At 67.0% G+C, this 26,328-nt stretch carries 24 protein-coding genes; 11 read left to right on the plus strand and 13 right to left on the minus strand.

Features of this window, described 5'->3' with window-relative positions:
• Positions 1–9 precede the first annotated feature (9 nt).
• From QP609_RS13690 to lpdA, 4 genes are all read left to right on the plus strand, one after another.
• Entirely contained in the window at positions 10–906 is an 897-nt protein-coding gene (locus tag QP609_RS13690) for a GNAT family N-acetyltransferase (protein ID WP_100450318.1), read from the plus strand.
• A gap of 186 nt (positions 907–1,092) precedes the next feature.
• On the plus strand, positions 1,093–3,924 hold the full coding sequence (locus tag QP609_RS13695; protein ID WP_197621487.1) for a 2-oxoglutarate dehydrogenase E1 component: 2,832 nt from the start codon (positions 1,093–1,095) through the stop codon (positions 3,922–3,924).
• A 40-nt stretch (positions 3,925–3,964) separates the two neighbouring features.
• Positions 3,965–5,167: a dihydrolipoyllysine-residue succinyltransferase gene (gene sucB / locus QP609_RS13700; RefSeq protein WP_014647702.1), complete on the plus strand. Its 1,203-nt coding sequence runs from the start codon at positions 3,965–3,967 to the stop codon at positions 5,165–5,167.
• A 63-nt stretch (positions 5,168–5,230) separates the two neighbouring features.
• Entirely contained in the window at positions 5,231–6,667 is a 1,437-nt protein-coding gene (lpdA, locus tag QP609_RS13705; RefSeq protein ID WP_014647703.1) for a dihydrolipoyl dehydrogenase, read from the plus strand.
• A 148-nt stretch (positions 6,668–6,815) separates the two neighbouring features.
• Here lpdA and QP609_RS13710 read toward each other — a convergent pair whose 3' ends face one another.
• The 11 genes from QP609_RS13710 to QP609_RS13760 all read right to left on the minus strand — a co-directional run bounded on the left by QP609_RS13710 (position 6,816) and on the right by QP609_RS13760 (position 20,501).
• Entirely contained in the window at positions 6,816–7,064 is a 249-nt protein-coding gene (locus tag QP609_RS13710) for a hypothetical protein (protein WP_032958904.1), read from the minus strand.
• The gene (locus QP609_RS13715; RefSeq protein ID WP_197621486.1) at positions 7,061–7,273 is read right to left on the minus strand and encodes a hypothetical protein; all 213 of its coding nucleotides are present in this window, start codon (positions 7,271–7,273) and stop codon (positions 7,061–7,063) included. Before QP609_RS13715 ends, QP609_RS13710 begins: the two co-directional genes overlap by 4 nt.
• Positions 7,274–7,482: 209 nt before the next feature.
• On the minus strand, positions 7,483–9,075 hold the full coding sequence (locus QP609_RS13720; protein WP_197621485.1) for an alkaline phosphatase D family protein: 1,593 nt from the start codon (positions 9,073–9,075) through the stop codon (positions 7,483–7,485).
• Positions 9,075–11,318: a TonB-dependent receptor gene (locus QP609_RS13725; RefSeq protein WP_197621484.1), complete on the minus strand. Its 2,244-nt coding sequence runs from the start codon at positions 11,316–11,318 to the stop codon at positions 9,075–9,077. Before QP609_RS13725 ends, QP609_RS13720 begins: the two co-directional genes overlap by 1 nt.
• 173 nt (positions 11,319–11,491) lie before the next feature.
• Positions 11,492–12,922: a replicative DNA helicase gene (locus QP609_RS13730; protein ID WP_014647708.1), complete on the minus strand. Its 1,431-nt coding sequence runs from the start codon at positions 12,920–12,922 to the stop codon at positions 11,492–11,494.
• 298 nt (positions 12,923–13,220) lie between these two features.
• Complete coding sequence (locus QP609_RS13735; RefSeq protein ID WP_014647710.1) at positions 13,221–13,781, minus strand: NAD(P)H-dependent oxidoreductase; 561 nt, start codon at positions 13,779–13,781, stop codon at positions 13,221–13,223.
• Positions 13,782–13,847: 66 nt separating this feature from the next.
• Complete coding sequence (gene asnB, locus QP609_RS13740) at positions 13,848–15,791, minus strand: asparagine synthase (glutamine-hydrolyzing) (RefSeq protein WP_197621483.1); 1,944 nt, start codon at positions 15,789–15,791, stop codon at positions 13,848–13,850.
• Positions 15,792–15,794: 3 nt separating this feature from the next.
• Positions 15,795–18,074: a thiamine pyrophosphate-dependent enzyme gene (locus tag QP609_RS13745; RefSeq protein WP_075076672.1), complete on the minus strand. Its 2,280-nt coding sequence runs from the start codon at positions 18,072–18,074 to the stop codon at positions 15,795–15,797.
• Positions 18,075–18,153: 79 nt separating this feature from the next.
• The gene (locus QP609_RS13750; RefSeq protein ID WP_111206015.1) at positions 18,154–18,810 is read right to left on the minus strand and encodes a glutathione S-transferase family protein; all 657 of its coding nucleotides are present in this window, start codon (positions 18,808–18,810) and stop codon (positions 18,154–18,156) included.
• 176 nt (positions 18,811–18,986) lie between these two features.
• The gene (locus QP609_RS13755) at positions 18,987–19,529 is read right to left on the minus strand and encodes a GNAT family N-acetyltransferase (RefSeq protein ID WP_053495598.1); all 543 of its coding nucleotides are present in this window, start codon (positions 19,527–19,529) and stop codon (positions 18,987–18,989) included.
• A gap of 126 nt (positions 19,530–19,655) precedes the next feature.
• Positions 19,656–20,501: a glycine zipper 2TM domain-containing protein gene (locus tag QP609_RS13760; protein WP_046431690.1), complete on the minus strand. Its 846-nt coding sequence runs from the start codon at positions 20,499–20,501 to the stop codon at positions 19,656–19,658.
• Between the two features lie 163 nt (positions 20,502–20,664).
• Here QP609_RS13760 and QP609_RS13765 point away from each other — a divergent pair, with 163 nt between their 5' ends.
• Together QP609_RS13765 and QP609_RS13770 are read left to right on the plus strand one after the other, a co-directional pair.
• Entirely contained in the window at positions 20,665–20,880 is a 216-nt protein-coding gene (locus tag QP609_RS13765) for a DUF6116 family protein (RefSeq protein ID WP_180835891.1), read from the plus strand.
• Positions 20,877–21,650 (plus strand): TatD family hydrolase, encoded by a 774-nt coding sequence (locus tag QP609_RS13770; RefSeq protein WP_046431615.1) that lies wholly within the window; start codon positions 20,877–20,879, stop codon positions 21,648–21,650. Before QP609_RS13765 ends, QP609_RS13770 begins: the two co-directional genes overlap by 4 nt.
• Before the next feature lie 34 nt (positions 21,651–21,684).
• Here QP609_RS13770 and QP609_RS13775 read toward each other — a convergent pair whose 3' ends face one another.
• A complete protein-coding gene (locus tag QP609_RS13775; RefSeq protein ID WP_197621482.1) occupies positions 21,685–22,509 on the minus strand; it encodes a tRNA threonylcarbamoyladenosine dehydratase in 825 nt (274 codons plus the stop codon).
• 79 nt (positions 22,510–22,588) lie between these two features.
• Here QP609_RS13775 and QP609_RS13780 point away from each other — a divergent pair, with 79 nt between their 5' ends.
• Both QP609_RS13780 and QP609_RS13785 read left to right on the plus strand, forming a co-directional pair.
• Complete coding sequence (locus QP609_RS13780) at positions 22,589–23,023, plus strand: cytochrome c (protein WP_014647719.1); 435 nt, start codon at positions 22,589–22,591, stop codon at positions 23,021–23,023.
• Between the two features lie 136 nt (positions 23,024–23,159).
• Complete coding sequence (locus tag QP609_RS13785; RefSeq protein ID WP_005417545.1) at positions 23,160–23,654, plus strand: glycine zipper 2TM domain-containing protein; 495 nt, start codon at positions 23,160–23,162, stop codon at positions 23,652–23,654.
• 72 nt (positions 23,655–23,726) lie between these two features.
• On the opposite strand, the gene QP609_RS13790 is transcribed toward QP609_RS13785, so the two are convergent.
• Positions 23,727–23,936, minus strand: a complete 210-nt coding sequence (locus QP609_RS13790; protein WP_014647720.1) for a cold-shock protein — start codon at positions 23,934–23,936, stop codon at positions 23,727–23,729.
• Positions 23,937–24,171: 235 nt separating this feature from the next.
• On the opposite strand from QP609_RS13790, the gene QP609_RS13795 reads away from it, so the two are divergent.
• The 3 genes from QP609_RS13795 to arsC all read left to right on the plus strand — a co-directional run bounded on the left by QP609_RS13795 (position 24,172) and on the right by arsC (position 26,271).
• Positions 24,172–24,657: a DUF456 domain-containing protein gene (locus QP609_RS13795; protein ID WP_014647721.1), complete on the plus strand. Its 486-nt coding sequence runs from the start codon at positions 24,172–24,174 to the stop codon at positions 24,655–24,657.
• Between the two features lie 118 nt (positions 24,658–24,775).
• Positions 24,776–25,930 (plus strand): phospholipase A, encoded by a 1,155-nt coding sequence (locus tag QP609_RS13800; protein WP_197621481.1) that lies wholly within the window; start codon positions 24,776–24,778, stop codon positions 25,928–25,930.
• A complete protein-coding gene (gene arsC, locus QP609_RS13805; RefSeq protein ID WP_049406119.1) occupies positions 25,930–26,271 on the plus strand; it encodes an arsenate reductase (glutaredoxin) in 342 nt (113 codons plus the stop codon). The genes QP609_RS13800 and arsC overlap by 1 nt, the downstream gene beginning before the upstream one ends.
• Positions 26,272–26,328: the final 57 nt, after the last annotated feature.

Here is a 26,328-nt window from a genome sequence, read left to right on the forward strand (position 1 = left end):
GCCATCGTCATGATCCGGGTCCAGCAGGTCAGCCACGCCGACGCCCACGTTGCCATCCACGACGTGCGCCAACGCGTGTTCGTGCAGGAACAGGGCATCGCCGCCGAGCTGGAACGCGATGCGCTGGACCCGGTCAGTGCCCATGTGCTGGCGCTGGACAGTGACGGCCAGCCGGTCGGCACCGGCAGGCTGGCTCCGGACGGCCGCATCGGCCGCATGGCCGTGCTGGCCACCCATCGCAGCAACGGGGTCGGCGAGGCCCTGCTGGCGGCCCTGGTCGAAGCCGGGCGCCGGCTCGGCCTGGCCGAACTGCACCTGCACGCGCAGCTGCCCGCGCGCGATTTCTATGCACGCCAGGGCTTCCTGCCCGAGGGCGAGGTGTTCGAGGAAGCCGGCATCGGACACCAGCAGATGCGCCGCCGGCTGGGCGTGGCCAGCGCCATCGACAGCCGCGCCGAGGCGGTGGCGATCACCACGGCCATCATCCACCGCGCCCGTCGCCAGCTGTGGCTGCACAGCCGCCAACTGGACCCGGGGCTGCTCGACGCGCCCCCGGTACAGTCCGCCCTGCGCCGCTTCGTCACCGCCCGCCACGACAAGCAGCTGCGGGTGATCGTGCACGACGCCGCCGCGATCGCGTCTGCCGGGTCGCCGCTGCTGGCGCTGGCCCAGCGCCTGCCCAGCGTGATCCAGTTCCGCGAGGTCAGCGATCCGGTCGACCGCGCGCTGGCCTCGGCCTGCCTGCTCAACGATGCGGGCGACTTCTACTTTCGTCTGATCGGCCATCGCCTCGACGGCGAGGCCGGCATCGCGCTGCCAGCACGTTCGCAGCCGTTCGAGCAGCAATTGCAGCGTGTCTGGGACCGTTCGCGCGTCTGCAGCGAACTGCGTGCGCTCGGCATCTGAGTCGGCACAGCCGACCGAACCTGTCTGGAACCGGCACCGGCGGACGCGGGATACCTGTGGTGGTGCCCCTTCGTGTCCGGTTGGGGGTACAATTTGGCTGTTTGAACGCGCCCGCGCAGGGCTATTCATCTTCCTGCCGGGTCCTTCTGAAGCCATACCCCACAAAGCGAATCAACACCCTCCATCGTGGACAATCAACTGAAGCAGTTTGCGCAATCTTCGCAACTCGCCGGCGGCAACGCCTCCTATGTCGAGGACCTGTACGAGCAGTACCTGGTCTCCCCGGATAGTGTCGATCCCAAATGGAAAACCTACTTCGACGGCTTCAAGGGCCGCGAAGCAGGTGACATTCCGCACTCGGCCGTCATCTCCCACATTGCGGACGCGGCCAAGGATGCGCTGAAGGCCGGTACCGGTAACGGTGCAGGCGACGAGCGCGAGCGCAATGTCGGTCGTCTGATCACCGCCTACCGTTCGCGCGGCCACCTGGACGCCCGCCTCGATCCGCTGGGCCTGGCCGCACCGGTCAACACCCCGGATCTGGGCCTGCCGTTCCACAGCCTGTCCGATGCCGACCTCAACAGCGAGTTCAGCACCGGCGGCGTCGGCGGCCAGCCGCGCATGAAGCTGCGCGACCTGCTGGCACGCCTGAAGGCGACCTACACCGGCTCGATCGGTGCGGAGTTCATGCACATCTCCGAGGTCGAGCAGCGCCAGTGGATCTACAAGAAGCTGGAAGCGGCCGGTGGCAACTACCAGCTGGACGCTGACACCCAGCGCCGCACCCTGGAGCGCCTGACTGCGGCCGAAGGCCTGGAGCGCTACCTGCACACCAAGTACGTCGGCCAGAAGCGGTTCTCGCTGGAAGGCGGCGATTCGCTGATCCCGATGATGGACACCATCATCCGCAACGCCGGCAAGGATGGCGTCAAGGATGTGGTGATCGGCATGGCCCACCGTGGCCGCCTGAACGTGCTGGTCAACACCCTGGGCAAGAACCCGCGCAAGCTGTTCGACGAGTTCGAAGGCAAGTTCGAGCACGACGAGCACGCCTCGGCCGGCGACGTGAAGTACCACATGGGCTTCTCCGCCGACGTCGCCACCGATGGCGGCCCGGTGCACCTGGCGCTGGCGTTCAACCCGTCGCACCTGGAAATCGCCGACCCGGTCGTGGCCGGTTCCGTGCGTTCGCGCCAGGAGCGCCGCAAGGACACCGCGCGCAAGCAGGTCATGCCGATCCTGATCCACGGCGACGCGGCCTTCTCCGGCCAGGGCGTGGTCATGGAACTGTTCCAGATGTCACAGGCCCGCGGCTTCGCCGTCGGCGGCACCGTGCACATCGTGGTCAACAACCAGGTCGGCTTCACCACCTCCAACCCGCTGGATACGCGTTCCACGCGCTATGCCACCGACGTGGCGAAGATGATCGCCGCGCCGGTGCTGCACGTGAACGGCGATGACCCGGAAGCAGTGGTGTTCGCCGCACAGCTGGCCTTCGAATTCCGCCAGACGTTCGCCAAGGACGTGGTCATCGACCTGATGTGCTACCGCCGCTGGGGCCACAACGAGGCCGACGAACCGGCGATCACCCAGCCGCTGATGTACCAGGTGATCCGCAAGCACCCGACCACCCGCGAGATGTACGCCGAGCAGCTGGAAAAGGCGGGCGTGATCGCCGCCGGCGCCGGCAAGGCGATGGTCGATGCCTACCGCGAGAAGCTGGACGCCGGTGAAGTGACCACCGAGCTGGCCAAGGTCGAGAAGACCCCGCCGAGCAGCCCGCTGTTCGTCGATTGGCCGAAGCTGCTGGAAGGCAAGCTGTCCGACCCGGTCTCGACCAAGGTCGAGAAGAACAAGCTGGTCGAGCTGGCCAAGCTGATCAACACCATTCCCGATGAAGTGCAGCTGCACTCGCGCGTGGCCAAGGTCTATGACGACCGCCGCAAGATGGCCGCCGGCGAGATCCCGGGCGACTGGGGCTTTGCCGAGAACCTGGCCTACGCCACCCTGCTCGACGAAGGCCATGCACTGCGCCTGGTCGGCCAGGACGTGGGCCGCGGTACGTTCACGCATCGCCACGCGATCCTGCACGACCAGAAGACCGACAACTACTACATGCCGCTGCGGCAGCTGGTGGATTCGCCGGAGAAGGCCACCGTCATCGATTCGCTGCTGAGCGAAGAAGCGGTGATGGCCTACGAGTACGGCTTCTCCACCACCGATCCGAACACGCTGTGCATCTGGGAAGGCCAGTTCGGCGACTTCGCCAACGGTGCCCAGGTGGTGATCGACCAGTTCATCGCCGCCGGTGAAGCCAAGTGGGGCCGCATTTCCGGCCTGACCCTGCTGCTGCCGCATGGCTATGAAGGGCAAGGCCCGGAACACAGCTCGGCGCGCCTGGAGCGCTTCCTGCAGCTGTGCGCGCTGGAGAACATGCTGGTGGTCGTGCCGTCGACCCCGGCCCAGGCCTTCCACATGCTGCGTCGCCAGCTGCACATGACCACCCGCAAGCCGCTGGTGGTGATGTCGCCGAAGTCGCTGCTGCGCCACAAGCTGGCCGTGTCGACCCTGGACGAGCTGGCCAACGGCGAGTTCCAGCACCTGATCGGCGACGCCAACGCAGACGCCAAGAAGGTCAAGCGCGTGGTGCTGTGCTCGGGCAAGGTCTATTACGACCTGCTGGAGGACCAGATCAAGCGTGGCCAGGACGACGTGGCGATCATCCGCGTGGAGCAGCTGTATCCGTTCCCGCGTGCGCTGCTGGCGGCCGAACTGAAGAAGTACGCCAAGGCCACCGACGTGGTGTGGACGCAGGAAGAACCGCAGAACCAGGGCGCGTGGTACCAGATCCGCCACCACCTGCAGTTCTGCCTGGCCGATGGCCAGAACCTGCACTACGCCGGTCGCGCACGTTCGGCCTCGCCGGCTGCCGGTCACATGGCTGACCACGTCCGCGAGCAGCAGCAGCTGATCGCCGACGCACTGGTCAACCCGTTCAACGACACGTTCGCTGAATAATCCTCCCCCTATTTAGAAGACAAACCAGGAAGCTCCCGCAATGGCCACCGAAGTCAAAGCCCCGGTACTGCCCGAATCCGTCGCCGACGGCACCATCGCCACCTGGCACAAGAAGGTGGGCGACGCTGTCAAGCGCGACGAAAACCTGCTTGACCTGGAAACCGACAAGGTCGTCCTGGAAGTGCCGTCGCCGGTCGACGGCGTGCTGAAGGAAATCAAGTTCGCCGAAGGCTCGACCGTGACCTCCAGCCAGGTCGTGGCGATCATCGAGGAAGGCGCCGTTGCAGCTGCTCCGGCACCGACCGCCGAGGCCGCTCCGGCCGCTGCTCCGGCCGCCGCCGCTCCGGCTCCGGCCGCTGCCGCTGCGCCGGCCCCGGCCGCCAAGTCGGCCGCCGATGCGCTGCCGCCGGGCGCCCGCTTCACCGCCATCACTGAAGGCGTGAACCCGGCCGATGTCGACGGCACCGGCCGTCGCGGCGCGGTCACCAAGGAAGACATCGTCAATTTCGCCCGCAACGGCGGCGCCGGCAAGGCCGGTGGCGCACGCCCGGAAGAGCGCGTGCCGATGACCCGCATCCGCAAGCGCATCGCCGAGCGCCTGATGGAGTCGAAGAACTCCACCGCGATGCTGACCACCTTCAACGAAGTCGACCTGTCCAAGGTGTCGGCGGCGCGCAAGGAACTGCAGGACGAGTTCGTCAAGGCACACGGCATCAAGCTGGGCTTCATGAGCTTCTTCGTGAAGGCCGCCGCCAACGCGCTGCAGCGCTTCCCGCTGGTCAACGCCTCGATCGACGGCGACGACATCATCTATCACGGCTACTCGGACATCTCGATCGCCGTCTCGACCGAGAAGGGCCTGGTCACGCCGGTGCTGCGCAACGTCGAGCGCATGTCGTTCGCCGACATCGAGAAGACCATCGCCGACTACGCCAAGAAGGCCCGTGACGGCAAGCTGGGCCTGGAAGAACTGCAGGGCGGCACCTTCACCGTGACCAACGGCGGCACCTTCGGTTCGCTGCTGTCGACCCCGATCATCAACCCGCCGCAGAGCGCCATCCTGGGCATGCACGCCATCAAGGAGCGTCCGATCGCCCAGAACGGCCAGGTCGTGATCGCGCCGATGATGTACCTGGCGCTGTCCTACGACCACCGCATCATCGACGGCAAGGACTCGGTGCAGTTCCTGGTGGACATCAAGAACCAGCTGGAAAACCCGGGCCGCATGCTGTTCGGCCTGTAAGACACCTCCCGCCCCTCCGCGCCTGCGCGGAGGGGTTCTGGTAATGCATCAAGGAATAATTCAATGGCTGAACAATTCGACGTCGTCGTCATCGGTGCCGGCCCGGCCGGTTACCACGCTGCCATCCGCGCGGCCCAGCTGGGCCTGAAGACCGCCTGCATCGATGCAGCGCTGGGCAAGGACGGCAAGCCGGCCCTCGGCGGCACCTGCCTGCGCGTGGGCTGCATCCCGTCCAAGGCGCTGCTGGATTCCTCGCGCCAGTTCTGGAACATGGGCCACATCTTTGGCGACCACGGCATCAGCTTCAAGGATGCCAAGATCGACGTCGAGGCGATGGTTGGCCGCAAGGACAAGATCGTCAAGCAGTTCACCGGCGGCATCGGCATGCTGTTCAAGGCCAACAAGGTCGCCGCCTACTACGGCTTCGGTGAACTGCAGCCGGGCAACGTGGTCAAGGTCACCCAGCATGACGGTTCCATCGTCGAGCTGAAGGGCACCAACGTCATCATCGCGGCCGGTTCGGATTCGATCGAACTGCCGTTCGCCAAGTTCGACGGCGAGACCATCGTCGACAACGTTGGCGGCCTGGACTTCACCGAAGTGCCGAACCGCCTGGCCGTGATCGGCGCTGGCGTGATCGGCCTGGAACTGGGCAGCGTGTGGAAGCGCCTGGGCGCTGAAGTCACCATCCTGGAAGCCATGCCGGAGTTCCTGGCGGCTGCCGATGCGGAAGTGGCCAAGGCGGCTGCCAAGGAATTCAAGAAGCAGGGCCTGGACATCAAGCTCAATGCCAAGGTCTCCAAGACCGAGATCACCGGCAAGGGCAAGAAGAAGGAAGTCATCGTCACCTACACCGACGCGGAAGGCGAAAAGACCCTGACCGTGGACAAGCTGCTGGTGGCCGTTGGCCGTCGCGCCGCCACCAAGGGCCTGCTGGCCGAAGGCACCGGCGTCAAGATCAACGAGCGCGGCCAGATCGAAGTCGATGCGCACTGCCACACCGGCGTCAACGGTGTGTGGGCAGTCGGCGACTGCGTGCGCGGCCCGATGCTGGCGCACAAGGGCTTCGAGGAAGGCATCGCGGTGGCTGAGCTGATCGCCGGCCTGCCGGGCCACGTCAACTTCGACACCATCCCGTGGGTCATCTACACCGAACCGGAACTGGCCTGGGTCGGCAAGACCGAAGCGCAGCTGAAGGCCGAAGGCATTCCGTACAAGGCCGGCAGCTTCCCGTTCGCCGCCAACGGCCGTGCCGTGGCGATGATCGAGCCGGCAGGCTTCGTGAAGATCCTGGCCCATGCCGAAACCGATCGCATCCTCGGCATGCACCTGGTCGGCGCCAACGTCTCCGAGCTGGTGCACGAAGGCGTGCTGACCATGGAGTTCAGCGGTTCGGCCGATGACCTGGCCCGCATCTGCCACGCCCACCCGTCGCTGTCGGAAGTGGTCCACGACGCGGCGATGGCGGTCAGCAAGCGCGCCATCCACAAGGCGAACTGATCGGCATCATGGTAGGTGCCGACCGTTGGTCGGCACTCACCTGCAGACGAAAAACCCCGCCTCGGCGGGTTTTTTTGTTGCCCGTTTCCCTGTAGCGCCGAGCCCACGCTCGGCTGCCCTGCAAAGGCCGCCGAGCATGGGCCCGGCGCTACACCTTTCCAGCCGGCTTCTTCGGTGGATCCTCACAGACCCTGTGCTGTACCACCGTATCGCCGGCCTTCCATTGCTTGACCACCCGGCAGCGCGCCTCGGCTTTCGGCGCAGGGACCGCCGCTGCATTGGCTTCGTCAGCCGCAGCGCTCTGCTCGCGCTCCAGCCACGCCGACGGGGGTGCCGGGGGTGCGGCCAGCACCGGGCCTGGCAACAGAACCAGACCGGCCAGCAGCACCCTCCTCATGCGGGAACCGCCCGGCCGCCAAGCAACCGCGCCGGCAGCATGAACAGCGCGCGCAGGAAGGCGAACAACGCCGAGAAGGTGATGCCGATCAGGCGGAACGGCAGGCTCAGCAGCCACACGAACGGCCAGACGATCAGGGCGAGGATCGCCAGCGGCCAGCACAGCACGAACAGCAGGCACCACACACCGAGCGCGAACAGGGTCTTCATCACGGTCTCCTTGGGGCGGCACCCTGCCGCCTGCGGACACCTTGGCGCCCCGCCCTCGCCGCCGGCAAACGGTTTGCGACGAAACCGGGCTGGGGGCGATGAAATCCGGTGCAGGGCCGTCGTTGTAGAGCCGAGCCCACGCTCGGCTGCTCTTCGTTGAGATCACAGAAAACCCGCGCTGCGCGCGACAGCCGAGCGTGGGCTCGGCTCTACAGGAGCTGCACCGCCCCCGGTCGGCCGTGGACCACCTGGAATCGCGCCGCGGTACGCACTGCGGCATCGGGGCGCAGCACGCTGTCGGCGAAGCGGAGCTCGGCGTCCACGGTCTGCCGGTTCAGCTGCAGCTCCCACCAGCCGCGGCGGTCGCCGTCGAAATAGCGGATATGCGGGTTCTGCGGAATCGACGGCCCGTAGTACGGCCCGTACGGCGTGTCGTCGCCGCCACTGCTGATCGCCGGGGCGATGAATTCGGTGGCCACGACCGGCGCACTGGCCGCGTCGAAATCCAGCTTCAGGTCGTTGACGAAGGTGGAATGCCAGTCGCCGCCCAGCACGATGGCGTTGCCCTGCCCGCCTGCCTGCATCGCCTGCAGCAGACGCCTGCGTGCGGCGGGATAGCCATCCCAGGCGTCGTTCCAGAAGCGCTCGCGTGGCGTGCCGCCGTCCAGCCGCAGCTGCGACATAAGCAGCTGCTGCACCACCACGTTCCAGCGCGTGCCCTGCGCGGCGGCCATCGACTGCGTGAACCACGCTTCCTGCCCCGTGCCGAGCATGCTCATGCGCGGATCCAGCGCCGCTTCGCAGCGCGGTGACTCGCCCACACCGCAGGGATTGGCCGGGCGGAACTGGCGGCAGTCGAGCAGGGTCAGCTGTGCCAGATCGCCGTAACGCAGGCGCCGGTGCACGCGCAGGCCGCCATTGCCCGCAGGCGTGCTGCGCATCGGCAGGTGTTCGTAGAACGCACGGTAGGCCACCGCGCGGCGAACGATGAAGTCCTCGATCGACACGCCGGGCTTCTCCGGATGGATGCCCGAGTAGTCGTTCTGCACCTCGTGATCGTCCCAGATCACCGCGAAGGCGTGTGCGGCATGGGCCGCCTGCAGATCCGGGTCGAGCTTGTACAGCGCGTACTGGTCACGGTAGCGCTCCAGGCTCACCGTCTCGCCACTGAAACGCGCCGCGTCCAGCATGGTGCCACGCACGTTCTGCAGCGGGCTGTATTCATACAGGTAGTCGCCGGCATGCAGCACGAGGTCGACATCGCTCCGTGCGATATCGCGCAGCACCGGATAGTAGCCACTGTTCCAGGCCTGGCAGGTGCACAGGGCCAGCCGCAGCTGCTGCAGCTGCGTGTCCGGTAGCGACGCGGTGCGGAAGTGGCCGACCGCGCTTTCCTCATCGCCATCGCAGGCGAAGCGGTAGTAGTAGTCGCGGCCCGGGCGCAGGCCATTGACCTCCACGTGCACCGAATGGGCCAGCTCCGGCACCGCGGCTGCAGTACCCCGCTGTACCAGCCGGCGCATGCCGGCGTCTTCGGCCACGAACCAGCGCACCGGCACCGCCCGCGACGGCATGCCGCCGCCGTTGAGCGGGTCCGGCGCCAGCCGCGTCCACAACACGGCCCCCTGTGGATCCGGATCACCGGCGGCGACACCAAGGGTGAACGGATCACGCCCCAGCCGCGGCCGTGGGCCAGCCGTGGCCAGCCCCGGCATCGCCGCCAGCGCGATCGCCGCCCCCGTGCCCTGCCACGCCATGCGCAGCAGGCGACGACGGCGTTCCGGATCCACAGGCCCGCGCATCAGAAGCGCACGGTGGCGGTGGCCATCACCTGGCGCGGCGCGCCGACCTGCATGGTCGCCAGGCTGCGGGTCGGGTCGGCGGCGTAGGTGCCGTTGGTGTTGATCGAGGACAGGTAGCGCTTGTCCGTCAGGTTGGTCAGGTTCAGCGCCACGGTCAGGTTCTGCGCCGGGCCCAGCGCGCCGAAGTCATAGGCCACGGAGGCATTGACCAGCCAGTAGCTCGGCACCGACTCGTCGTTGGTATAGGTCACGTAGCGCTTGCCGACGTGGTTGGCCGACAGGCGCATGTCCCACGGGCCCGGGGCCCAGGCCAGGGTGCTGGCGAACATCCATTCGGGGGTGTCGACGGTCTTCTTGCCGCGGGTCGGCACCACGCCATTGTTCACGTAGTCGTTGTCGTAGGTGCTGTCATTCCAGGACAGCGCGTTGGACCAGGCCAGGTCCTGCATCGGCTTCAGCTGCAGTGTCGCCTCGGCGCCGCGGCTGGTCACCGAACCGACGTTGGAGAACAGCGCCGGGCAGCCGAGGATGCCCACGCACTGGGCGATCGCCAGCACGCGGTTGTCGAACTTGACGTCGTACACCGCAACCGAGGCTTCATAGCCCTTCCCGTAGCCGCGCCAGCCCAGTTCCAGGGTGCGTGACTGTTCCGGCTTCAGGTCCTGCGCGCTGGCATCGAACGCCGCCTGCGGCACGTTGAACGGGCTGCCCACACCCAACGCGTAGGCGGCGATGTTCCTGGCGAACGAACCGAAGATCTCGTTGCCTTCGTTGAGCTTGAAGTTGAATCCCGCCTGAGGCAGCAGGCCCTTCTTCGAGGTCAGGCTGCTGTTGCTGGCATAGCTGCCCAGCGGCGTGCGCACGCGGGTGCGGGTGTGCGGTGACTTGGCGCCGACGTCGATGGTCAGGCGGTCATCGAACAGGCGGAAGCGGTCCTGCACGTAGAACTGGCGGGTAATGGTGGTGTAGCGCTGGTGCCACACGCGCTGGTCCGGGTTGCGCAGGAAGAAGTCGTCGGTGACCGGGCCGTCGATGTAGTAGAAGTTGCGCTGCACGCTGTGGCCGTTGTCCTCGTACCAGAGGCCGGCTTCCAGGTCGTGGCCGCCGACGTTCCAGGTGAACGCCGAGGTCACGCCGGTACGGTCGATCGCGTACTCGGTGGTGCGGATCGAGATCGGAATCTCGCGACCGGTGCCCGGGTTGGACGGATTGGACGGGCTGAACCAGTGGCCCTGGCCACGGTTGCTGTGGTTGTAGACGTTGACCTTCAGCCGCATCGACTCGTTCAGGCCGAAATCGCCGGCGATGCTGGACAGGTCATCGTTGCGCAGGCCGTGGCCGGAGTAGTACGCATCCCAGGGGCTGTTGACGCCGCCCGTGAACCTGCCGCGCGCGGCGGCGACGGCACGATCCCAGTCCGGCGCGTAGTTGTCCCAGTCCCAGCCAAGGCGATCGATCATCTCCAGCGACAGGTCCTGGTAGTCCGCCTCGACGCGGCGCGAGGCGTTGAACAGCGCGGTGATCCTGCTGTCCGTTCCGAAATTGTAGGTGGCCTTGCCGTTGAACTGTTTCAGCTCCTGCGAGCCCTTGCCCTTCCACTTGTCGCCTTCGGAGTACACGCCGGACAGATAGGCCGCAAAGCCCTGGTGCTCACCGGTCTCCAGGCGCGCATAGCTGCGCCGCGCGCTGTCGCTGCCGAAGCCCTGCGCCAGCACCACGCCGTACTCGGTGGACGGATCGATCGAATAGAACTGGAACACGCCACCGAGGTTGCTGGTGGACGGCGTACCCAGCGCGCCGATGCCGGTGGACACTTCGGCTCCGCCCAGGTTCTCGCTGATCACGGCACGGCTGATGTGCAGGCCGTTGCTGTTGCCATAGGCCATGTTGCCCAGCGGGATGCCATCGAGCGTGTAGCCCAGGCGGCTCTGGTTGAAGCCACGCAGGCTGATGGTGGTGGACCATTCGTAGGCGCCGGTGGCATCGGCCGACTCGAAGTGAACGCCCGGCTTGCTGGCCAGCAGCTTCAGTGGGTTCGCACCGGGCGGCAGGATCTTCATGTCCTCGGCGGTCACGCGCTGCACCTGGCGGGCTTCACCGCGGCCGATCACCGAGATCGAATCGAGGGTGGTCGCCGACGGTGCGTCGGGGGCGGGGGCGGTTTCAGCGGCAGCGAGCGACGGCAGCGAAGCACAGACCAGCAGGGCCAGCAGATTGCGGCGAAGCGGAGCGTGGGACGACATGGAGGCGGATTCCTTGGGCACGCTGGACGCCGAAGGGCGGCGTCGAAGAGCAGCAGCGGCGGAATCGTAGAAGCGGCGCGTTACATGTCATTTACACGCCACATGCGGAATCCTTGCGTTCCGAATGGTTTACTGTCCGGAAAGCGATTGCCGGCCAGCGGCCGGCATGGCCGTTATTCGAACGAGCCGACCGAATCGTGGGCCAGGTTGTCGAAGCGGGTGTACTCGCCGAAGAACTTCAGCTTGCACGAGCCGGTCGGGCCACCACGGTGCTTGCCGATGATGATCTCGGCCAGGCCCTTGTCCGGCGAGTTTTCCTTGTTGTAGTAGTCGTCGCGGTAGATGAACACGATCATGTCCGCGTCCTGCTCGATTGCGCCCGACTCGCGAAGGTCGGCCATCACCGGGCGCTTGTCGGTACGCGTTTCCAGCGAGCGGTTGAGCTGTGACAGCGCGATCACCGGCACATTCAATTCCTTGGCCAGGCCCTTCAACGAACGCGAGATCTCCGAGATTTCGGTCGCGCGGTTTTCGCTGTTGCCGGGCACGCTCATCAGCTGCAGGTAGTCGATCACGATCAGGCCGAGGTCATGCTCGCGCTTGAGGCGGCGGCACTTGGAGCGCAGCACTTCCGGCGACACGCCCGGCGTATCGTCGATGAAGATCTTGGTTTCCTTCAGCATCTTGATCGCGCTGGTGACGCGGCTCCAGTCCTCGTCTTCCAGCTGGCCGGTACGCAGGCGCTGCGCGTTGATGCGGCCATTGGAGGAAATCAGGCGCATCGCCAGCTGCGATGCCGACATTTCCATCGAGAACACCGCCACGCCCTTCTTCGACTTGATCGCCGCGTACTCGGCGATGTTCAGCGCGAAGGTGGTCTTGCCCATGGCCGGGCGCGCCGCGAGGATGATCAGATCGGTCGGCTGCAGGCCGGCGGTCATCGCATCGAAATCGGTGTACCCGGTCGGCAGGCCGGTGATGTTGCCGCCGTTCTCGAAGCGGTTGCGCAGCTCCTCGAATGCATCCTTCAGCGCACCGGGCATGGCCACGAAATCGGTGCGACCACGTGCGCCCTGTTCGGCAATGGCGAACACGCTCTTTTCCGCCGAGGCCAGCAGCTCGCTGCTGTCGCGGCCTTCGGGCTGGAAACCGTCGTTGACGATGTCGGTGCCCACCTGGATCAGCTGGCGCAACACTGCCTTGTCACGCACGATCTCGGCGTAGGCCACGATGTTGGCAGCCGACGGCGTGGTACTGGCCAGTTCGATCAGGTAGGCGCCGTCGCCCACCAGTTCCATCTTGCCCTGCGACTCGAACCACTCGCCCAGGGTCACCGCATCGAACGGACGCTCGCGCTCGGAGAGCTCGCGGATCGCCCGATAGATCATCTGGTGGTCGCGACGGTAGAAGTCGCCTTCGGTCAGCTGGTCATTGACCCGGTCATACGCTTCGGGCGCCAGCATCAGCCCCCCCAGCACCGCCTGCTCGGCTTCCACCGAATGCGGCGGTACCCGCAACTGGTCGATGCGCGACTCGTCGCGATCGCGATCGAAGCCATCACCGCGCTCTCTGCGGTTGGAACGGAAGCCGGGACGAGCGGACATGCTGCGGTGTTTCCTGCAAAAGTGGGCCAGACGAGTGTAGGCATGCGCCGACCCCGGCGACCATGGACAAGCCTGTGGATAAGCCGTGGAGAAACGGGGGATATCCGCCGGCGCCTGGCCAGACTGGCGTGGGGGCGTCGCACTGCCTGCGACAGGCGCCATTGCGGCACCCGAGCGGAGCATTATCGCAGATCAGGCGCCACGGGTCGGAGCCCGTCGCTGCGCGTCAGGATCCGACCCCGGGGCGTGGTTGGGGTCGGATCCCTCTGCGACGCAGGGAACTCCGACCCCGCAGGCGTCAATCGCCCTTGACGTGCACCGCGATCAGCGCCAGGAACCGGTCCACGTAGCCCTGCAGGAACTTCTGCGTGCCCTCGTTGTGGATCGTGCCGTCGGCATCGATCAGGCCCTCCTTGAAGTGGATGAACGCCTCGGGCTGCCCAAGCACATGCATATCCAGGAAGGCCAAGGTGTTGCGCAGGTGCTGCTGGGCCACGGCGGTACCGATCTGGCCGATGGAGGCGCCGATCACCGCCGCCGGCTTGCCGGCAAACGCACTGTCACCGTAGGGACGCGAGCCGATATCGATGGCGTTCTTGAGCACGCCCGGTACCGACCGGTTGTATTCGGGGGTGACGAACAGCACCGCGTCGGCGGCGCGCACCTGGTCCTTCAGCCGGGTACCCTGCGCCGGGTACTGCGCGTCGAAGTCCTGGTCATACAACGGCAGGTCGCCGATCTGCACGTACTGGAAGCGTGCGCGATCACCGGCGATCTTCTCCAGCGCATGGGCCAGCTTGCGGTTGCACGAGTCCTTGCGCAGGCTGCCGACGAACACGGCGATGGTGGGGACGGACATCGGGACATACTCCTCATGGTGCGGGAGGCCCAGCCTAGTCGCCGGGCCCGTGCAGGCCGGTGAAGATCAGCCGCCCACAATGGCTGCGCGCACCTGCCGCCAATGCGCCTGCCAGGCCTGGAACATCAGCACGTTCCACAGATGGGTATGCCACTTGCGCTGCCCTCCCAGGAACTGCTGCCACAGCGGCTGCACCGCCGCCGCCGACAGCACGCCCTCACGCTCCAGCCGCGCCGGCTGCAGCAGGTCCTCGGCCCAGGGCCGCAGGTCGCCTTTCAGCCAGTCACTGACCGGCGCGCCGAAACCGCGCTTGGGACGGTGCACCATCGAATGCGGCACGTAACGGCCCAGCACGCGCTTGAGCAGCACCTTGCTGGTGGTCTCGCTGCGCTTGAAGCCCAGCGGCAGCGACCAGGCGAACTCGGCCACCCGCCAGTCCAGCAGCGGTGCGCGCGCCTCCAGGCTGACCGCCATCGAGGTGCGGTCGACCTTGCACAACAGATCGTCCGGCAGGTAGGTCACGAAATCGGCCAGCATCATCGCGTCGGCCGGCGTACCCGCGCCGTGCAGCGGATCGGCCAGGTCGTAGAAGCTGCCGGCGGCCCGCGCGCCGGTCACCGCCGCGGCCGGGTCGCGCCAGCGCGAGATGCGGTTGCGGTAGACGTCGCCGATGCCACGCGCACCGGTCTCGGCCAGCAGCGCGGCCAGGCCGCCGGTGCGCGAGGCTTCGCCCTGCTGCTGCGCACGCGCGCCCATCCAGCGCCGCAGCGGCCCCGGCACGCGGCCGAGCATCTGCCAGTTGCGCAGCGCGCGTACATACCGGGTATAGCCGAAGAACAGCTCATCGCCACCGTCACCAGACAGCGCCACGGTCACGCCCTGCCGCGCCAGCCGGGCGACCAGCGCGGTCGGCACCTGCGACGCGTCGGCAAAAGGCTCATCGAACATCGCCGGCAACTGCGGCACCACCGCCAGCGCGTCGGCGCCGCTGACGTACAACTCGGTATGGTCACAGCCCAGGTGGGCCGCCAGCTCCCGGGCCAGCGGCGCCTCGTCATGTCCCGAATCGGTGAAGCCGATGCTGAAGCTGTGCACCGGCTGCCCGCTCTGGGCCTGCATCAGCGACGCCACCAGTGAGGAATCGGTGCCACCGGACAGGAATACGCCGACCGGCACGTCGGCCACCATGCGTAGCGCCACCGCGTCGCGCAGCAGCGTGTCCAGCTGTTCCTCGGCGTCCTCGATGCGGCCCTGGAAGGGTGCGGCCAGCGCCGCCTGCATGCGCGCGCGCGCATCCCAGTACGGCCGCTGTGCCTGTTCCGGACGATGCGCGGATGCGCCGGCAGCGACGGCCGCCGCGTCCAGGCGCAACACCCGGCCCGGCATCAGCTTGTAGCAGCGCTGGTGGATGCTGTGCGGCGCCGGGATGTAATCCAGCCGCAGCAGCAAGGTAAGCGCATCGCGGTCGATGTCGTTGTCGAACGCCGGGTGCTGCCAGAGCGCCTTCAGTTCCGAACCGAACACCAGCGTGTCGCCGGCCCAGCCGTAGTACAGCGGCTTCTTGCCGACGCGGTCGCGGGCCAGCCACAGGCAACGCTCCTGGCGGTCCCACAGCGCGATGGCGAACATGCCGTTGCAGCGCTGCAGGGTGTCTTCCACGCCCCATTGCAGGATCGCCGCCAGCAGTACTTCGGTGTCGGAATGGCCGCGGAAGGCATGCCCCAGCGGCTCCAGTTCCTCGCGCAGGGCGGCGAAGTTGTAGACCTCGCCGTTGTAGGCCATCACGTAGCGGCCGTCGGCCGAGGCCATCGGCTGGTGGCCCAGCGGGGACAGGTCGAGGATGCTCAGGCGGCGATGCGCCAGCGCGATGCCCGCCTCGGCATCGACCCAGCTGCCGCCATCATCGGGCCCGCGGTGGTGCAGCGCCTGGCCCATGGACAGGGCCTGCGCCTGCAGCGCCTCGGCCGACGCCAGCGGCGCCGGCAACAACATTCCCGCCAATCCACACATGCATCAGGGTTCCTGCGCCAGGTCGAGGGCGGCGCCAATCACCGCATTGTCGCTTGGAAGCCCGAACATTGCTGCCCCCGCCAGTGGCGTGTAGGTGTCGGCACCACAGACCCGGCGCAACGGCAGATGGCCGAACCCGGCCTCGACCAGCGCGGTGACCACGCCCTCGCCCACCCCGCCGCTGTGGCGGCCTTCATCCAGCACCAGCACCCGCCGTGCGCTGGCGGCCTGGGCAGTGATGAAGCCGGCGTCCAGCGGTACCAGCCAGCGCAGGTCGACCACCCGCACCTGCCAGCCCAGCTGCTGCTCGATCGCCCGCGATGCGCGCAATGCCATCGGCACGCCGTTGCCATAGGTATAGATCACCAGGTCGCCGGCCTCCGGCGCATAGACCCGGCCCTCCCCCGGCACCAGCGACTGGCCCTGTGCGGGGAAGTCGAACAGCCACTGGCCATCGCCGGCTTCGTGCAGGTCCTTGCTCATGTACAACGCGATCGGCTCCAGGAACACCGCCACGCGCCCATCCACCCGCGCCAGTGCGGCCAGCGTGCGCAGCATCATCACCGCATCGTCGCCGCGCGACGGGCAGCCCACCACCAGCCCCGGGATGTCGCGCAACGCGGTGATCGAGTTGTCGTTGTGGAAGTGGCCACCGAAGCCCTTCTGGTACCCCAGCCCGGCCACCCGCACCAGCATCGGGTTGCGGTACTGGTCGTTGGAGAAGAACTGCAGCGAACACGCTTCGCCGCGCACCTGGTCGATGGCGTTGTGCAGATAGGCCAGGTACTGGATCTCCGGAATCGGCAGCATGCCCAGGTTGGCCAGGCCCTGAGCCATGCCCAGGATCATGGTCTCGTCCAGCAGGGTGTTGAACACCCGGCGTGGGCCGAAGCGGCGCAGCAGATCCTTGGTGACGGTGTAGACACCGCCCTTCTGTGCGACGTCCTCACCGAACAGCAGGCTCTGCGGATACTTCGCCAGCAGTTCCTGCAGGGCATGGTTGATCTGGATCGCGAGGTGGCGTGGCGCCTGCCGTTCGGGCAACGCCTCCGCACCGCCATACAGCGCTTCACGCGTTCCGGCGGGCACCTCGCGCCGTGCTTCGGCCTGCACCGCAGCCGGCGTATAGGGCGCAAGCGGCTCCATCACTTCCCGCAGCGACTGCAGCTTCGGCCGTCCTTCGGCATCGGCGGCGGCGGCCATGCAGCGCGCGCGCATCGTCTCGTAGGCCACCTCGATGGCGGCCGCATCCATCCAGCCCGATTCCATCGCGATCTGTGCCGAGCGCAGCAGCGGATCCTGCGCCTCGGCCGCGCACAGCTCCGGCAACGCGCGCCATTCCACCTCGAAGTCGGTGCCGGCGTGCCCCATCAGGCGCGTGGTGCGCAGATGCAGGAAGGTCGGCCGCCGCGTACGCCGGCAGTGCTCCACCGCCGCCTGCACCTGCGCATGGCCGGTGGCCAGGTCGAGGCCATCGGCGTAGAAATAGTCCAGCCCGGGCTGACCGCTGAAGCGTTCGGCAATCCAGCCTTCAGGCGTTTTCACCGAGATGCCCAGGCCATTGTCCTCGCAGACGAACAGGACCGGTGCCGGCAGCTTCTGGTAGGCCGACCACATCGCGGTGTTGAACGCGGTCTGCGCGGTGGCATGGTTGGCAGAGGCGTCGCCGAACGAGCACAGTACGATGCTGTCGGCCGGAATCGGCAGTTCGTGGCCCAGCCGCTTGCCGCTTTCGAGGGCCAGCGCGGTGCCCAGCGCTTTCGGCAGATGCGAGGCGATGGTCGAGGTCTGCGGCAGCACCCACAACGGTTTGCTGCCCCACACCTTGTGCCGCCCCCCGCTGGCCGGGTCATCGGCGCTGGCAGCAAAGGACAGCGCGGCATCGCGCAGCGGGTCGATCCCCGGCACCTGGCGTGAGCGCTCGGCCATGAAGGCACCGGAGCGATAGTGCAGGAATGCTGGATCCGTATGCCGGCAGGCCCGCGCCAGCAGCGCATTGCCTTCGTGGCCGGATGAACCGATGGTGTAGAAGACCTTGTTCTGCACGCGCAGCACGCGCGCCATCAAGTCCAGCTGGCGGCTGGCCAGCTGCGAATCGAACAGCTCGCCAAACGCGGCGGCGGTAAGCGTGCTGCCCGGCAGGATCGGCGCATCCGGCGCCGGGCGCGGGCGCGGGGTACCGCGCCAGCCACGCACCGCGTCGAGGAAATTGGCGTCGCACACGTCGGCGCGGTTGAGCACGCGCATGCGTGCGGGAATCGGATCTGGAACCACAGCGAACATCGAACACCCTCCGTGTCGTTGTTGCATTCCGCCCGGGGTTGGCCAGGCGCTACCCTGTGGGGGATCACCTTGGTGAGAGTCATGCCGCCTCGAAGCGGGCGCGCACCTCGGCGGTCACCGCCGGCATCGGCAGGAAGCGCGGCTGCCCGCGCACGCGCTGCAACCAGGCGCGAACTTCCGGGAACGGCTGCAGGCTGATTCCACCCTCGCCTGCGACGTCGGTGTAGGCGAACAGCGCGATGTCGGCGATGCCGTACCCACTGCCGGTGAACCATTGCGCATCACGCAGGTGCTGCTCCATCACCGCCAGTGCAGTGGCGGCGCGCTCGTGCAGGCGTGGCAGTTCGGCGCGGCGCGGCGACCCAGGCGGGGTCCAGCCGCGGATGAAGCGCGCGACCGCTACGCACGGCTCGTGCGTGTACTGCTCGAAGAACATCCAGCTCAGTGCCTGCGCGCGCTCCCAGCCATCGGTGGGCAGGTAGGGCGTGCCTTCGGCCAGCCAGAAAAGGATCGCATTGGACTCGGTCAGCACGCGGCCATCGTCGCGGACGATCAACGGCACCTTGGCATTGGGATTGAGCGCGAGGAACTCGGGGGTGTGGGTCTGGCCGTGGGCACTGTCCACTTCCACCCAGCGGTAGCGGCTGCCGAGCTGCTCCAGCAGCAGGCGGACCTTGTGGCAATTGCCTGACACCGACATGCCGTGCACCGTCAACGGGACGCGCTCTTCCACCATTGCCTGCTCCCTCGGATCCGGCCGGCGGCCGGCTGCGTGCAGTCTGGCAAGCACGCCAGTGAATGCCAAGCGCGGGTGCAGCATGACTACACGGTAGTGCCGGCCGCTGGCCGGCATCCTCGATGCAGCTGGATCCAAGCGATTGCCGACCAGCGGCCGGCACTACCAAGCCACGCTCAGCGCGCGCGTTGCCGCCACTGTTCGCGCGACTGGCCCCAGATCTGCATGGGCTTGTCGTTGTATGGCGCTGGCAACTCCCCCATGCGCAGCAGGGTGCTTCCCAGCTTGCGTGCCACGGCCCGCGAGTTGTCGTTGTCCTCGGCGATGGTATGGATCACCTCAGCCCAGCCCAGCGTATCGAACGCCCAGTCGATCGCCGCGACCGCCGCCTCCGGCGCATAGCCCCGGCCCCAGCTGGCATGACGGATGCCCCAACCAACCTCGGTACCCGGCCAGTCCTGCGGCTGCCACGGTCCCATCCGCCCGATCCAGTCGCCGCTGGATTTCTCGATCACGCTGAACATCGAGAAGCCGAACAGCTGCCAAGCGCCAGCCAGGCTGCAGAAACCGCGCCAGGCCACCGAGGGTGGCTGCACGCCGCCCAGGGTACGCATCGTGGCCTCGTCGGCGCAGAACGCCAGGTACGGCTCGTAGTCCTCGCGAAGCAGCGGGCGCAGGATCAGCCGCTCGGTTTCGATGCGCAGGTCGAAGATGCTCATGCCGGCTCCATGTCGAAGGGGGCACCCATGATGGAGGATGGCTTCCCTGCGCGGATGAATATCGCCGGTCGCAATGAAACGGGCCGGCATGAGCCGGCCCGTCAGGTACTGCATGCTGCGCCGGGATTACTGGCGCGTGGCTGCGGCAGTGGCACCGGCGGCAGCGGTCTGCGTGACCAGCTGGCCATCGACCACCGGCAGGCGATCGCTGGCCGGCTTGTTGTCCATGCGCACGGTCTTCTCCGCGCCGTCATAGCGGTAGGTCACGTTGTAACCCTTCACCACGTCGTTGGTACCCATGGCAATGCGGTTGCCCGGCTTGCTGGCCATGCGCATGGTGCCGGTGGTGCCGTCCTCATTGCGATAGGTCACGTTGTAGCCGGTGACGCGGCTCGACTCGGAGGTGGCGGTCTCGGTGTGGCACTGGCGCTCGGTGCGGTTGACCACACGGCCACCCACATGGCGCTTGTCGATCTGGTTGCCGATGAAGCCGCCGGCCACGGCACCGGCGGCGGTCGCGGCCTTCTTGCCGTTGCCGCCACCGACCTGGTTGCCGAGCAGGCCACCGACCACAGCGCCGACCACGGTGCCGCCGACGTTGCCATCACGTTCCGGCAGGCGTTCCTGCACCGTCACGTCCTGGCAGACCTCGTGCGGGGTCTGGGTGGTGGAGGTCTCGCGCACTGGATCGGTGCCGATCACGGTGGCGTAGGCCTTCTGCTTCTCGGTGATCGGGTCAACCTTCAGCACATCGGCATATTCAAGCCCGCGCGGCGCGGACGGGTCCAGCTTGTCACCACGTGCGCCGTCGTCAGAAGCGTTACCTTCAACGAGGCGCGATTCACCATTGGGGGTTCCGGCGCTGATGGAATCGGGCGACTTGTCACCACTCTTCATGAAGGCGGCGGTGGCGATGCCACCGACCAGCAGCGCGCCCGCTGCGACCAGGACAGTTGTAGTTGTGCTTTTCATGACCTGCTCCTTGCGGACCATCCGCAACGTTCTCGGGGCAGATTGCAGCATGCGCTGCCTGAACGGAATCTCCACATTTCCTGCTCATTCCGATAACCCATTCAGCATCGGGAAATGCTGGGCCCGTGGTAGCGTTTGCACATTCCCCACGAGGCTCCCCGCCATGGCCAACCCGATGCTGATGCCGGTACTGCAATGGGCCCGCCGGCTGCGCTACCCCACCCTGTTCAAGCTCACCGCCGGCCTGTTCGTGCTGACCTTGTTCATCCCGGACCCGATCCCGTTCGTCGATGAGCTGGTGCTGGGCTTCGGCACGCTGCTGCTGGCCAACTGGAAGAGCCGCAACGCCGCAACACCTCCGCCGCTGGAACAGCGTTGAGCATCCTGGTTGACAGCCACTGCCATCTGGATGCCAGCGGGTTCGACCGTGACCGCGCTGCGGTGATCGAGCGTGCGCAGGCCGCGGGGGTGCGCCAGCAGGTGGTACCGGCGGTGACCGCGGCCAGCTGGCCGAAGCTGCGTGAGGTCTGCCAGCAGGCGCCGGGGCTGTACCCGGCCTACGGCCTGCATCCGATGTTCCTGGCCGATCACCAGCCCGGGCACCTGCCACTGCTGCGCGAGTGGATCGAGCGCGAACGCCCCTGTGCGATCGGCGAATGCGGCCTGGACTTCTTTGTCGAAGGGCTGGACGCCGACGCCCAGCAGGCGTATTTCATCGGCCAGCTGGAACTGGCCCGCGAATTCGAGTTGCCGGTGATCGTGCACGCGCGACGCGCGGTGGATGCGGTGATCGCCGCCATCCGCCGCGTCGGCGGCCTGCGCGGCGTGGTGCACAGCTTTTCCGGCAGCCCGGAACAGGCCGCGCAACTGCACAGGCAGGGCTTCCTGCTCGGCCTCGGTGGCCCACTGACCTACGATCGCGCGCAACGGCTGCAGCGGCTGGTGCGCGAGATGCCGCTGGAACAGTTGCTGCTGGAAACCGACGCGCCCGACCAGCCCGACGCCGGCATCCGCGGCCAGCGCAACGAGCCAGCGCGGCTGGCGACCATTGCCCGGCACGTGGCCGCACTGCGCGGGATGGAGCTGGAAGCCGTGGCCCAGGCCACGACGGAGAATGCGCGGCGATTGTTCGCGCTGCCGGCAATGTAACGGGTAGGTGCCGGCCGCTGGCCGGCACGATCCATCACACCTCGCTGGCCTCGACCGCATCCACCTTCACCGTCTTCGGCTCCAGCAGCATCTCCAGCGCCTTGCCAACCGCCGCGAAGGCGAACGCGCCGGTGATGTGGCTTGCCGCGCCCAGGCCGGCACCACAGTCCAGCTTCAACGCCGCATCGGCGCCCAGGTTCGGACGGATGCCGCAGACGCTGCCATCGGCCTGCGGGTACTTCACATTCTCCAGCGAATACACCGCCGGTACGCCGAAATAGCGCTTGGCGTTCTTCGGGAAGTTGAATTCGCTGCGCAGCTTCTTGCGGATCAGCGCCAGCATGGCGTCGTGCTCGGTGCGAGAGACATCGCGGATGCGCACCAGGGTCGGATCGGTACGGCCACCGGCGGCACCGACGGTCAGCAACGGCAGCTTGCGGCGGCGGCACCATGCGATCGTCTCGACCTTGACCCGGAAGCTGTCGCAGGCATCGATCACCAGATCGAACCCCCGGTCCAGCAGCTCGGCCATGTTGGACACGGTCAGGAATGCCTGCACCGCGTCGACCCCGATGTCCGGATTGATCGCACGGCAACGCTCGGCCATCGCCTCGGCCTTGTTGCGGCCGTAGTTGCCTTCCATCGCCGGCAGCTGCCGGTTGGTGTTGGACACGCAGATATCGTCGGCATCGATCAGGGTCAGGTGGCCGACGGCCGAACGGGCCAGCGCCTCCACCACCCACGAGCCGACGCCGCCCATGCCGACCACCGCCACGCGGCTGCCCTGCAGGCGCTCGAGTGCACCCACGCCGTACAGCCGTTCGATGCCGGCGAAGCGTTGTTTGACCTGTTCGTTCATCGGGCTATTTTAACGTGCAGGTGCTGGCGCCCGCAGTACGCCGGCGTCGAACCCACCGTTGCACGCCCGGAGTGCCCGCATGAATGCCAGCCCGCCCCGCCGCCTGTCCAGCGCCCATCGCTACCTGTTCGTGCTCTGCCTGGGCCTGCTGATCGGCCTGATCGCCACGGTAATGGTCGGCCGCGCCCTGCAGGCGCGTCGCGATCCGTTCCCGGGCAGCCTGATGCAGGTGATGCAGCGGCAGTCACAGCTGCTGCAGCAGGCCCAGCTGCAGAACCGCTGCAGCCTGGCTGACAGCGTGCCGCGGCTGCAGGTGCTGCGCCTGCTGTCCAATGACCTGGACCAGGCGTTTCCCGGGCTGAAGGACAGTGCGCAGTTCCAGCAGCACGCCAGCCAGCTGCGCGGCAACCTCAACACGGCGCTGGCCTCACCCCCCGGCGACTGCAGGGCCCTCGCCCAGCTGGTGGAAACACTGCAGGCGGACTGCCGCGCCTGCCACCAGGATTTCCGCTGAGCCGCATTCATCCTGCAGCCGGGCAGCACGCACACGGTTGGCGCGTTGTTCACGTTCGAAAGGAGAGGATTCGTCCACCCTGCTGCACGACGCAGTACCACCCAACCCACCCGCCTTCACGGCCAGGAGACGCCCCATGAAGATCCAGCTCATCGCCGCCAGCGCCATCGCTACCCTCGCGCTGGCTGGCTGTGCCACCTCGCCCGGTTACAGCGGCGGTGGTTACAACAACGGCTACAACAACGGCGGCTACGGCAACAATGGCGGCTACAACCAGGGCCGTTGCGCTGACTGTGGCATCGTCACCCGCATCAACACCGTGCCCTCGGGCCGCACCGCGCCCAGCGCGACCGGCGCGATCCTCGGCGGCATCGTCGGCGCCGTGGCCGGCCATGAAATCTCCGACCACACCGGTGGCAGCCGTGGCAACAAGAACATCGCCGCCGCCGCAGGCGCGGTCGGTGGTGCCCTGGCCGGCAACCAGATCCAGAAGAACGTCACCAGCGATACCTATGACATCAGCGTGCGCATGGATGATGGCCGCACCATCGTGGTCAACCAGCGCGATCTCGGCGGCATCCGCGAGAACACCTACGTGCGCGTCGTCAATGGCAAGGTCATCCTGCGCTGACCTGCACCGGGCCAACGGCAAAGAAAAAGGCCCGCTTGCGCGGGCCTTTTTCATGCCGACGGGCGGCGGGTATTACACCGGCTGCACCTTGTCAGCCTGCAGGCCCTTCTGGCCCTGCACGACTTCGAAGCTCACAGTCTGGCCTTCCTTGAGGCTCTTGAAGCCCTGGGTCTCGATGGCGCGGAAGTGCACGAACACGTCCTCGCCATTCTGCCGGCTGATGAAGCCGAAGCCCTTCGCATCATTGAACCACTTTACGGTACCGGTCTCGCGCTCAGCCATCTCACTAACTCCCTTTGACTCTCTCTTGTTGTTGGAAACGCCCGGTGGGCGGCTGACAAGCAAGGGGGAAGCGAGGTGCATCGATGCAGCGGATCGGAAAGATCTTGCTTCATCAGGCCACGATCCACGGTGACCTTGCCAAGCTCAGCGACTGCAACTTAACCCGCCCAAAACGAAAAAGCAACTGGCAAAATCTTTCACTGTCAACCCCAAAACGGCCACCATACGGGACAGCATGGGACTCTCATTCATCTTATATCTGCTAGCGGTCATTTTTGTCCTGATCGGCATCGCCGGCATCATCCTGCCGGCCCTCCCGGGCATCCCGCTGGTGTTCATCGGGCTGCTGCTGGCGGCCTGGGCCGACGGCTTCGCCCACGTCGGCTGGCCCACCCTGGTCGCGCTGGGCGTGCTGACCCTGCTTTCACTGTTGGTGGACGTGCTCGCCACCGTAGTTGGCGCGCAGCGCGTCGGCGCCAGCCGCAAGGCCCTGTGGGGCACCTTCGTCGGCAGCATCGTCGGCCTGTTCTTCATGCCCATCGGCCTGTTTGCCGGACCGCTGCTCGGCGCCCTGCTCGGCGAGTACTGGCACACCCGCGAACTCGGCCGCTCGACCAAGGTGGGCCTGGCGACCTGGCTCGGCATCCTGCTCGGCCTGGCACTGAAACTGGCGGTGGTGATCGCGATGCTGGGCCTGTTCGCGTTCGCCTGGTTCTTCTGAGCCACCTAGCCTTCACGCCACGCGCACGCCGTGGCCGTGCATAAACGGTGGGGCTGGCCGCGATCCGGTGCAGCCGCCACACTGTGCGATTCCCGTATCCATCGAAGGGCCTGCTGCAATGACCCTCCCCACGCTGCTTCCCCGTCTGGCGCCGCTGGCGCTTGCCCTGGCCAGTGCACCGTTGGCTGCGCAGGAGTTCGCGCCCAGCGCCGACACCTCGCCGGCCGCCTGCGCGGCGATCACCACCGACGCGGCCCGCCTGGCCTGCTATGACCGCCTCTTCGGGCATACCCCGGAGGCCACCGCCGCCGCCGATGCCGCCGCCGAATCGGCTGCGCAGGCGCGCCGCGAGGAACGACAGACCGCGCGCGTGAGCCAGGGCGAGGAAAAGCTGCGCGAGCGGGTCAGCGACCTGTTCCGTCCGGCGGCACCGGACAGCGCGCTGGCCAATGCTGGCCGCGGTTCGCTGCTGGACAGCCGCTGGGAGCTGGCCGAGGACTCCAAGCTGGGGCCCTTCCAGCTGCGTGCCTACAAGCCGGTGTACCTGCTGCCGGCGTTCTGGACCAGCGACCGCAACACCACGCCGCATTCGCCGAACCCGGCCAACAGCGTGACGACCCCGCAGGTACTCGACAGTGCCGAGCTGAAGTTCCAGATCAGCTTCAAGACCAAGATCGCAGAGAACCTGTTCGGCGACAACGGCGACATCTGGGCTGGCTACACCCAGAGTTCGCGCTGGCAGGCCTACAACAGCGAGGATTCGCGCCCGTTCCGCGAAACCAACTACGAACCCGAAGTGATGATGGTGTTCCGCAACGGCTACTCGATCGGTGGCTGGCGCGGGCGCATGACCGGTATCAGCCTCAACCACCAGTCCAACGGACGGGCCGATCCGCTCTCGCGCAGCTGGAACCGGGTCATGCTCAACATCGGCCTGGATCGCGAGAACTGGGCGCTGGTGCTGCGCCCGTGGTACCGCATCCCGGAAAGCCGCAGCGAAGACAATAATCCGGACATCGAGGATTACATGGGCCGGGGTGACGCGACCCTGATCTGGAACCGCAACGGGCATGAGGTCGCGCTGATGGCGCGTCATTCGCTGCGCACCGGCAGCCGCTCCCACGGTGCACTGCAGCTGGATTACGGCTTTCCGATCAGCAATCTGCTGCGTGGCCATGTGCAGATCTTCGACGGCTATGGCGAGAGCATGATCGACTACAACCACAAGGCCACCTATGTGGGCGTGGGCGTGTCGCTGCTGGAGTGGTTCTGATGGACGTGACGATCTGGCACAACCCGGCCTGCAGCAACTCGCGCGGCGCACTGAAGCTGATCCGCGATGCGGGCTTCGACCCGGTGGTGATCGAGTACCTGGGCACCCCACCCGACGCGGCCACGCTGCGCCAGGTGCTGGCCGAGTCGGCCCTGAGCGCGCGCGACCTGGTGCGCAGCAAGGAGACCCAGTTCGCCGCACTCGGGCTGGAAGATGCCGACGATGCCACCCTGCTGGCTGCGATGGCCGAACACCCGCGCCTGATCAACCGCCCCGTGGTGCGCACGCCCAAGGGCACACGGCTGTGCCGCCCGCCGGAAACGGTGCTGGAGATCCTGTAACGGAAAAGGGGACGGAGGGGATTATGTCGTTTGTGCACAAACGACTTAATCCCCTCC

This window comes from Stenotrophomonas sp. 8(2023), from assembly GCF_030345295.1.
GTDB classification, from domain to species: Bacteria; Pseudomonadota; Gammaproteobacteria; order Xanthomonadales; family Xanthomonadaceae; genus Stenotrophomonas; species Stenotrophomonas muris.

Bases quoted from the DNA above. Each gene is read 5' to 3' on its own strand.
- QP609_RS13690 (WP_100450318.1), top strand. From the start codon at position 10: ATGATCCGGGTCCAGCAGGTCAGCCACGCCGACGCCCACGTTGCCATC.
- sucB (WP_014647702.1), top strand. From the start codon at position 3,965: ATGGCCACCGAAGTCAAAGCCCCGGTACTGCCCGAATCCGTCGCCGAC.
- lpdA (WP_014647703.1), top strand. From the start codon at position 5,231: ATGGCTGAACAATTCGACGTCGTCGTCATCGGTGCCGGCCCGGCCGGT.
- QP609_RS13710 (WP_032958904.1), bottom strand. From the start codon at position 7,064: ATGAGGAGGGTGCTGCTGGCCGGTCTGGTTCTGTTGCCAGGCCCGGTG.
- QP609_RS13715 (WP_197621486.1), bottom strand. From the start codon at position 7,273: ATGAAGACCCTGTTCGCGCTCGGTGTGTGGTGCCTGCTGTTCGTGCTG.
- QP609_RS13720 (WP_197621485.1), bottom strand. From the start codon at position 9,075: ATGCGCGGGCCTGTGGATCCGGAACGCCGTCGTCGCCTGCTGCGCATG.
- QP609_RS13725 (WP_197621484.1), bottom strand. From the start codon at position 11,318: ATGTCGTCCCACGCTCCGCTTCGCCGCAATCTGCTGGCCCTGCTGGTC.
- QP609_RS13730 (WP_014647708.1), bottom strand. From the start codon at position 12,922: ATGTCCGCTCGTCCCGGCTTCCGTTCCAACCGCAGAGAGCGCGGTGAT.
- QP609_RS13735 (WP_014647710.1), bottom strand. From the start codon at position 13,781: ATGTCCGTCCCCACCATCGCCGTGTTCGTCGGCAGCCTGCGCAAGGAC.
- asnB (WP_197621483.1), bottom strand. From the start codon at position 15,791: ATGTGTGGATTGGCGGGAATGTTGTTGCCGGCGCCGCTGGCGTCGGCC.
- QP609_RS13745 (WP_075076672.1), bottom strand. From the start codon at position 18,074: ATGTTCGCTGTGGTTCCAGATCCGATTCCCGCACGCATGCGCGTGCTC.
- QP609_RS13750 (WP_111206015.1), bottom strand. From the start codon at position 18,810: ATGGTGGAAGAGCGCGTCCCGTTGACGGTGCACGGCATGTCGGTGTCA.
- QP609_RS13755 (WP_053495598.1), bottom strand. From the start codon at position 19,529: ATGAGCATCTTCGACCTGCGCATCGAAACCGAGCGGCTGATCCTGCGC.
- QP609_RS13760 (WP_046431690.1), bottom strand. From the start codon at position 20,501: ATGAAAAGCACAACTACAACTGTCCTGGTCGCAGCGGGCGCGCTGCTG.
- QP609_RS13765 (WP_180835891.1), top strand. From the start codon at position 20,665: ATGGCCAACCCGATGCTGATGCCGGTACTGCAATGGGCCCGCCGGCTG.
- QP609_RS13775 (WP_197621482.1), bottom strand. From the start codon at position 22,509: ATGAACGAACAGGTCAAACAACGCTTCGCCGGCATCGAACGGCTGTAC.
- QP609_RS13780 (WP_014647719.1), top strand. From the start codon at position 22,589: ATGAATGCCAGCCCGCCCCGCCGCCTGTCCAGCGCCCATCGCTACCTG.
- QP609_RS13785 (WP_005417545.1), top strand. From the start codon at position 23,160: ATGAAGATCCAGCTCATCGCCGCCAGCGCCATCGCTACCCTCGCGCTG.
- QP609_RS13790 (WP_014647720.1), bottom strand. From the start codon at position 23,936: ATGGCTGAGCGCGAGACCGGTACCGTAAAGTGGTTCAATGATGCGAAG.
- QP609_RS13795 (WP_014647721.1), top strand. From the start codon at position 24,172: ATGGGACTCTCATTCATCTTATATCTGCTAGCGGTCATTTTTGTCCTG.
- QP609_RS13800 (WP_197621481.1), top strand. From the start codon at position 24,776: ATGACCCTCCCCACGCTGCTTCCCCGTCTGGCGCCGCTGGCGCTTGCC.
- arsC (WP_049406119.1), top strand. From the start codon at position 25,930: ATGGACGTGACGATCTGGCACAACCCGGCCTGCAGCAACTCGCGCGGC.